Below are 7,311 nucleotides of genomic sequence, written 5' to 3' on the forward strand. Positions count from 1 at the left end.
CTGTCCCAGCACGTGGTCGAAGAGTATGCACCTTTCCTGATGCAGCAGTGGCGCATGTATCATGACTAGTCATCAGCTCAGCGACGCTGAGATCCGTGCGCAGATCCCTGCGGCGCTCGCTCGCGATGCGGCGCAACGCAAGAAGGGCCTGAGGGCGGTGAGCGCGAGGTACGATAGGAAGGCACAACGCGTGGTGCTGGAACTTACGAGCGGGTACTTGTTCGCCTTCCCGGTGCGGGCGATTCCGGCGCTCGCCGCGGCTACACCGGCGCAAATTGCTTCTGCCGATGTGCACCCATCGGGGCTCTCGCTCCATTGGGCCGCGCTGGATGTCGATCTGAGTGTGGCGGGGCTGCTCTTGTCTGTCATCGGCGAGAAGGAACAGCGTCGTCAGCTGGCAAGTCTTGCCGGCAAGGTGACGTCGGCCGCCAAGGCGAGGGCTGCACGCGCGAATGGTGCGAAGGGCGGGCGGCCACGAGGTCCGGGCACTCAGGCCCGCGACCCATAGGCGGCCTTACGGCTATGGGCGGTCCCACAGCGCATGCACCACGCGCCCTGTGCACGCCCCCGCCACACAACGCACGCGTACGCTGTCGGTTCGCGATCGGAACCACTCCAACCCGTCCCGCGGTACAAAATATCTGGCCGTAAGCGTCACTTGCACCGCGCTGTCCGGCTGCATCTGCATGTTGGCCACGTGATATGCCTCGCGCCGCGTGCTGCCGTACAGATCGGTCGGACGCACTATGGGCACACCCTGTTCGCGCAATTGTCTGGATACCCACGGTGACAGCGGCATGGTGTTGAGGTCAACGCGCGACGTCACCGAGAGCACGCGGGAGCGCGCGCGCGACGCCGGTCGCGCCATCGCGGCGCGCCACGCGGCCAGCACCACAGCCGCCGTATCGAATCGCGCGGGGGTGCGCGCCGCGAGTGGATTGATGCGCGGACAGTCGGCCAATCGCATGGCGCGCACCGCATACACACTGTCCACGGTGAGCATGTACTCCGACAATCCCCACGTTCCGTACTGACCAGGACCGGCCAGTGTGCCGCGCCACTCCACATACAGCGGTGTCTGACCCTGCGAGTTGGGCATGACGCCAACATGATCCAGCGTATTCGCGGCGTTTGCCATCGGCACACTCACCGCAATCGTTGGTGGTGGATCCGTGCGCGCCAGTACTTCGCGCGCCATGGCCGGCACGTCGTCGCAAAACGCAAAGGTGCTGCCTTCCCAATGGTGCACGTAGATACCGCGAAAATCGCCACGCAGCGTTGCGAACGCGGGCTCGCGACAGGCATTGGGTGGGAAGACGACATCATGCACGCGCCGTTCGCCTGCCTTGAGCACCAGGGCCGGTGACTCGGCGATGGGTCCCATGGAAGTTGCGCTGGGACAACGAACCTCGAGCGTGACCTGCCCCGGCGGGACATCTTTCGAGTAGCGACCGGTGGAGTCGATGTGTATCCGGCCCAGGCAGCCGAGACAGTTGACGGTGACGATGGCACCACGTGCGGGTGCGCCGGAGCTGAGGGATACCAGGCCTTCGATGTGCGCGGTGGCGACCCGTGGCGGCCGTTGTGCGGACAGCGCGCGCGGCGAGCCGTGGAGTGCGACGAGAATGACGAGCAGCGCCGTGGGGAATCGCATGGTCTGAGGGCCTCAGCGTGTTCCATCCAACACATCCCGCAGCATTCGCCCACGCTTCGTCCGGTAGATGCCAACGTCCCGGGAATCAAGGGTCAGCACCACCTTCATGACGTTGGACCACGCCGCCGGCGCGTTCGCGGCGTACCGTTGGTGGCGAGCAGAACGAGCGCCCTCAGCACCACCTCCGTCTGCGTGACATCCAGCCGCTCGCAGAGCGCGCGGAGCATCGCATCGGCTTCCGCGTCCAGTGGTAACGAAATGGTGCGCATGACGCCTCCTTCTAGTGTACTACGTACTGAAATACGCGCGACGGGAGACGGCAAGTGACGGGCAGCGTGCGCGTCAGGTCGGATCCTCGCCGGCCGCGTCGCTCTCGCTCAGATCATCCGGATAATGCGCCAAGGCGGTCTCCGAAAATCGCCGCGCAAGCCGCAGCTGCCAGGACGCGTCTCGCTGCAGTGCATCGGGAAGCGGCGCGGCAACGACGCCAGCGTCGGCAAAGACATCCGCCAGTAACGGTTTGCTGTCCATGAACAGAAGCGTATCGGCGTGCAGCCCCGAGAACACCTGCACGCCGTCGACCGTCACGACGTACGCCAGCACGACCTCTGTGGGCGCCAGGTCGTGCGTGAGGTCGGGCTCGTGTACGAAGCACGTGGTGTCGGAGAGGCGATCGGTGATCGTGGCGCCGACACCGGCTTCGACCGTCTCGACGGCCCACAGGCCAAGCGGGGCGCGCAACGCCGCGCTCACCAGCGCGCGCGTGTCGGCATCGGCGCGCATGCCGACGGCGTCATCCAGCCACGCGGCGGCAACGGGCCGGCCAAGTGCCGTTGGTTCATAGTTGAAGAGCGACCAGGTGGTGAAGAGATCGGCGACGCCTTCGTCGATGTCTTCATCGTCCTTCAGGCCCCACGCATCAAGCGACGCGTCGATCCACTCAGCCGTCAGCTTCTTCTCGGCCCAGTCGAGCAGCTCCTGCCCCACGCGCTTCTGGCGTTGCAGTACGCGGTCGCCACGCAGCCATTCCGCACGCGCCTCCGCGGGCAGCGCCGCCGCTTCAGGGGGCAGGGCGGCGCCGTGGCACTTCTTGAACTTCTTGCCGGAACCGCAGGGACAGGGAGCGTTTCTATCCATGCGCTACGCCACCGTGCGTTCGATGTGTCCCGTCATGCCGCGAAGCACCAGCCGCCCCAATTGCACCTTGGTGCTGGCCTGATCGATATCGATGCCAACAAGGTTCCCGGCGACGTCAAAGTCGAGCACGACGCCGTCGGCGACCTCACGACTCTCGACGCTGTCGCGCTCGGAGAGGTCGATGTAGAGCGAGTCGGTATCGGGATAGTAGTTGAGTTTCATGGCGCGAATCGACGGTCGGGGAAGGCGTTGTGGTTGGTGCACTTCGCCCCAGAATCTATATCGCCCGTCGCGTTGCAATTCCACTCGGCGCGCGTTGAGGACGACTGCGAACGTGTCCATACACCAGCGTCAGAATGGCACGCCATGCGCGAATTCAGAGGATTCCCATTTGATCAATTTGAGCGAACTATGGTTTGGGCGGTGCAGGGCGAGCAGCCAACAGTCGCACTGGCCCCGCGTCGCATCTGCGCGAACGTGCCTGATTGCGCGTATCGCAAAAATGCGATATACTCAGGCCATGCCCGCTCGTGCCTCCGTGCACCGTCCGCGTGTTCAAAGTATCCGATCAGCTGATACCACTCCGGGAGTGGTTGATCACGTTGGCGCGGCATCCACGAACTGCGAGTCCTGGTCAAGCACGTCCACTATCGCGTGCTGTACTTCTTCGATGGACCAGGTTTCGCGGTCCTTGCCCTCGGGTGCACCAAGGAGGGAGCCGTGGATGCGGCAGACATCGACCGCGCGCTACGGTATCGCTCGATGTATCTCAGAGCCCCAGCGCGCCACGTTGTCCACTGGCCAGTGTCCCCATGACCATGGAACCCACGAACATGCCCCCTCGGCCTAAATCAACTGCGCGTCGAAATGACGGCGTCGCACTGATCGACAAGTTGTTCGGCGACGAACCCGGGTGGGCCGACGCGGTGGCGCGCGCCGAGCTTGAGTGCAACGTTGCAGAGGAGATATTTGCGCTTCGCGAGCGACATGGTCTCACGCAGAAGACCCTGGCGGCCCGCGCACGCACCACACAGTCCGTGGTGGCTCGACTTGAGGATGCCGAGTATACCGGGCATTCCTTGCGGATGCTCGTCCGCATCGCGACCGCAGTGGGCGAGCGTGTGGACGTATCATTCGTTGCCAACGCGGCGTCTCGTCGGAACGCTTCGGCACAGGCGGTGACGTCAGCCGCGAAAGCGACGTCGACACGACAGAAGCGACAAGCGCGAGTGCCTCGCTGACCACCTCGCTGAAGCGGATGCATCTTCGGCCAAAGGTGCATGAAATGCGAGTACGACAGGTGCGACAAGAGCGTCAGGCCATCAAAGCCGGATTGTGGAGTCGGCGACCCCACAATTCCGGGATGGGATTCAAACTCAAGGCAATCTGAGTGCGTGAAAGTGATACACCATGCGTGAATTCAGGCGATTCCATTCGCTACGACTTTTCACGAACAATCACTCGACCGTGCAAGCCGAGTAGCCAACGGCCGAACCAGGCGGGCGGCCTCCGACCTTGCGCATATCTCAAATATGAGATACCATCCACCATGACCTTCGATGCCTCCTTGCGATCTCCGTCGATATCAGGATCTCGACGGGCACGTGCCGTTCGACACGTGGCTGAGCACGATGACGGAGCCAGGCAAGGCGCAGAATCTGGCGGCCGCTATGAAGATCGCAGCAGCGCTACAGCGACTCGCATCGGAGGGGCACGCGCTGCGACGACCCACGTCCGCACCACTCCGCGACGGTGTGCACGAACTCCGCGTAGAGATTGGCAGGGTCAACTATCGGGCACTCTACTTCTTTGCGGGGGAAGGGGTAGCCGTTATCGCGCACGGGTGCACCAAGGAGGCTGCCGTGGATGAGGCAGATATCGACAGGGCAGTGCTGCGTCGCCGCAGGTACATGGCAGCACCGCGCGCCCATACGGCGCCTTCCGCATAGACGCGCACATTCCCCCCTGGAGCAAACACGATGGCATCGCGAAAACCGCAGAAGCCTATGCGCAATGATGCGTTGAAGGTGATGACGCAGATGTTCGGCGGCGCGCCAGGATGGGAGAAGGGTGTGGCCGCCGCTGCGGCCGCTGCGGAGATCGCCGAGGAAGTGTACGCGCTGCGCGAACGTCACGGCCTCACGCAGCTCGGCTTGGCCATGCTGATCGGCTCATCGCAATCGGCGGTCGCACGCATGGAGAATGGCGCGTATCGTGGGCATTCGTTCGCCGTGTTGCGGCGTATGGCGGCGGCAGTTGGCGAGCAGGTGAGCTTCAAGTTTGTCGCAGCCGCGCCGGGCTTCCTCCCCTCGACCGGTTCGAAGAAGCCTGTTCGTTTAGCGCAGACTCCGCGTAGTTCAGGAGTCCGGCCGATCGAAAAGAAGCGGCTGGTGAGGGGGCGTGCATGACTGGGTGAAGTTCAGCGACTCGCGCAGCAGTGGCACCGTTCCCGTTGGATTGACATCGCACCGCCTGACCGGGATGTTCGACGGCACAGCTCCGCGAACGGCCGACATTGGTGCTCGCGAGTAACTCAACAGTCCGCTCATCAACGCCGATGCTTCCTTTCGAATACCTGTCGCCCGCCTCCAGGCTCGCTGCCACCTGGTATCTCGTTCGTCGAGGGCGACCTGACGAAGATTCTGTGTCACGCGCCAGTCGATGCGTTGCTGGTCTCCGCGTTCGAGAACGACTACGCGAGAACGGCAACCTCGTTGATTGGCGCTCTGGCGCGCATTGGGGTTGATGTTGGCGCACTCGCCGAACAGAAGGCTGACGATCTCCGAGACGTGGGGCGGTGCTGGATTTCAGCGCCCCTGCCAGTGGAACTTGCAACGGCGGTTGGCTTCAGTCAGATCATCTGCTTCGAGTCTCGGCCCGGGGAGCCCATCGAGGTGAGTATCGCGGCCATTGGGCTCGCACTCGGCGGCAGTGAACACCCATCGCATTCGCAGTGTGGCTATGCCCCTCATCGCGACCGGCGACCAGCAGCGATCGATCAGTGAAGTGGTCCCCGTGTTGCTTGAGGTGCTCACGCGTCACATGCGGCTTGGGTCGGCGCTCGGGCGCGCGGTGATTGCCGTGCATGACGCGATGAGCGTCCCCACGGTTCGGGAGGCGATCCGGCAATTCCGATCGCGTGCGACCGTGCTGCCGGTCGTGAATGAACACGAAGTATTCATCAGCTATCAGCACGGCAGCGTGAACGAGATCGACCACTTCCTTAGCGTGGTCCGGTCGGCGCGGCCGAGGACTTCGGTGTGGATGGATCGGGAACGCCTGAAACCCGGGCATGGATGGAATTCGATGATCGCCGGGGCCATCGACGGCGCGAAGATTTTCGTGCCGTTCTACTCGCGCCAGTATTTCAGCTCCATGATCTGCCAGGAGGAGCTGGCGGCCGCGCATATCCGACGGCGGGCGTTGCGGAGTGAATTCATTCTGCCAGTCCTCCTTGATGACGTTGCACTGTCGTCATACTTGCAGGTTACGCAGTTCAAGGATGCGCGGATCAATAACAAGGAAAAGCTGACGGAGGCTGCGCATTCGTTGGCCGCCAGGCTCGACGCGCGAACGACGACGTTTGCCCCGCTGCGGGACTTCAACTGATAACGGCCCAAAATGGCGCCGGGTCGGGGCTAAAGAGGAATGGCCCCGACCAAGTGCTCGGACTCGTTTCAGATCTCGACGCTCCCCACCGTCCTCGCGCGCCCTCTGTACGCCAGGAGTAAAGCAGTCCAGCGGCGAGCATCAGCTCCGTCGACGGCTCCGGAACAACGGACGTCACCGTAATGCCAAAATGAAACTCGGGATCATCGTAGCCGTCGGCCTGCGGTAGGTTCGCGTAGACACGGTCGCCCGCCATTCGCTCATCGAACGCGGTGAGCGCGTAGACGTATCCGTTATCGGTAAACCCGCTGGCGCCGGCCGCGTTCACAAACGGGCCGGCGTCGTATCGCAGCCGCGGGGTCATCACGGATCCGGCGATCGTGGCATAACTGGCGAACGTCGAGGTTGGTGTGACAATCGAGATGCGAGGATTGATCTCATTGTCAAAGAACAGATTGAAGCCCCGATACGCCTCAAGGCCTGCATGGGGCGGCGCCGCATCGAGGGCGGCATAGAGATCATTAGTCCCGGCCGACAGCAACCGGCCAAGGTCGCTCTGGGAGGCTCCCGTAAGGAAGGCGCCACCCGGCGTGTCGCTCACCCAAATGCCGAACCAGTTGCCGCCCGTCGGCGTATGGTCGCTGGTCCAGGGCGCGGATATGAAGCTGCCGTTCGGGTTCGCCCAGTACGAGCTGATGCCCGTCAGTTTGAGAGTCTGTGCATTGGCGATCGACGTGGCCAGCAGGACCGCTGGGATTGAGGCGGCGATACGGCGAAAATGTGAGCCCATGATCGGATGTTGGAAGAGAGTTCAGTGTGCATTCCGGAAGGGCAATAGTGGCTCCCAGGCGTCTCGTACCCGTCAATACGGCATCGAAACTCGAATTCGACGCTATGCGACGCCCTGCGGT

General features: G+C 63.2%; 11 protein-coding genes. 6 read left to right on the forward strand and 5 right to left on the reverse strand.

The features are described 5' to 3' along the window. The first annotated feature begins 61 nt into the window (after window positions 1-61). Window positions 62-508 carry a DUF2442 domain-containing protein gene (locus IPP90_07380; GenBank protein MBL0170542.1) on the forward strand — a complete coding sequence of 149 codons (447 nt, stop codon included), beginning with the start codon at window positions 62-64 and terminating at the stop codon, window positions 506-508. Window positions 509-520: 12 nt separating this feature from the next. Here IPP90_07380 and IPP90_07385 read toward each other — a convergent pair whose 3' ends face one another. The 4 genes from IPP90_07385 to IPP90_07400 form a co-directional block, all read right to left on the reverse strand. After that, a complete protein-coding gene (locus IPP90_07385; GenBank protein MBL0170543.1) occupies window positions 521-1,654 on the reverse strand; it encodes a carboxypeptidase regulatory-like domain-containing protein in 1,134 nt (377 codons plus the stop codon). A gap of 104 nt (window positions 1,655-1,758) precedes the next feature. Next, window positions 1,759-1,923: a hypothetical protein gene (locus IPP90_07390; protein ID MBL0170544.1), complete on the reverse strand. Its 165-nt coding sequence runs from the start codon at window positions 1,921-1,923 to the stop codon at window positions 1,759-1,761. A 73-nt stretch (window positions 1,924-1,996) separates the two neighbouring features. Beyond that, complete coding sequence (locus IPP90_07395; GenBank protein MBL0170545.1) at window positions 1,997-2,791, reverse strand: SEC-C domain-containing protein; 795 nt, start codon at window positions 2,789-2,791, stop codon at window positions 1,997-1,999. Between the two features lie 3 nt (window positions 2,792-2,794). Beyond that, the gene (locus tag IPP90_07400) at window positions 2,795-3,013 is read right to left on the reverse strand and encodes a DUF2283 domain-containing protein (protein ID MBL0170546.1); all 219 of its coding nucleotides are present in this window, start codon (window positions 3,011-3,013) and stop codon (window positions 2,795-2,797) included. A 390-nt stretch (window positions 3,014-3,403) separates the two neighbouring features. Here IPP90_07400 and IPP90_07405 point away from each other — a divergent pair, with 390 nt between their 5' ends. The 5 genes from IPP90_07405 (at window position 3,404) to IPP90_07425 (ending at window position 6,400) form a co-directional block, all read left to right on the forward strand. Then, window positions 3,404-3,607, forward strand: a complete 204-nt coding sequence (locus tag IPP90_07405; GenBank protein ID MBL0170547.1) for a type II toxin-antitoxin system RelE/ParE family toxin — start codon at window positions 3,404-3,406, stop codon at window positions 3,605-3,607. Further along, on the forward strand, window positions 3,604-4,032 hold the full coding sequence (locus IPP90_07410; GenBank protein ID MBL0170548.1) for an XRE family transcriptional regulator: 429 nt from the start codon (window positions 3,604-3,606) through the stop codon (window positions 4,030-4,032). The genes IPP90_07405 and IPP90_07410 overlap by 4 nt, the downstream gene beginning before the upstream one ends. 318 nt (window positions 4,033-4,350) lie before the next feature. Next, complete coding sequence (locus IPP90_07415; protein ID MBL0170549.1) at window positions 4,351-4,740, forward strand: type II toxin-antitoxin system RelE/ParE family toxin; 390 nt, start codon at window positions 4,351-4,353, stop codon at window positions 4,738-4,740. Between the two features lie 30 nt (window positions 4,741-4,770). Next, entirely contained in the window at window positions 4,771-5,199 is a 429-nt protein-coding gene (locus IPP90_07420) for a helix-turn-helix transcriptional regulator (GenBank protein ID MBL0170550.1), read from the forward strand. A gap of 547 nt (window positions 5,200-5,746) precedes the next feature. Then, complete coding sequence (locus IPP90_07425) at window positions 5,747-6,400, forward strand: toll/interleukin-1 receptor domain-containing protein (GenBank protein MBL0170551.1); 654 nt, start codon at window positions 5,747-5,749, stop codon at window positions 6,398-6,400. On the opposite strand, the gene IPP90_07430 is transcribed toward IPP90_07425, so the two are convergent. Further along, entirely contained in the window at window positions 6,393-7,190 is a 798-nt protein-coding gene (locus tag IPP90_07430; GenBank protein ID MBL0170552.1) for a hypothetical protein, read from the reverse strand. The genes IPP90_07425 and IPP90_07430 overlap by 8 nt on opposite strands. Window positions 7,191-7,311 lie beyond the last annotated feature (121 nt).

Source organism: Gemmatimonadaceae bacterium, assembly GCA_016720905.1.
Taxonomy (GTDB): domain Bacteria; phylum Gemmatimonadota; class Gemmatimonadetes; order Gemmatimonadales; family Gemmatimonadaceae; genus Gemmatimonas.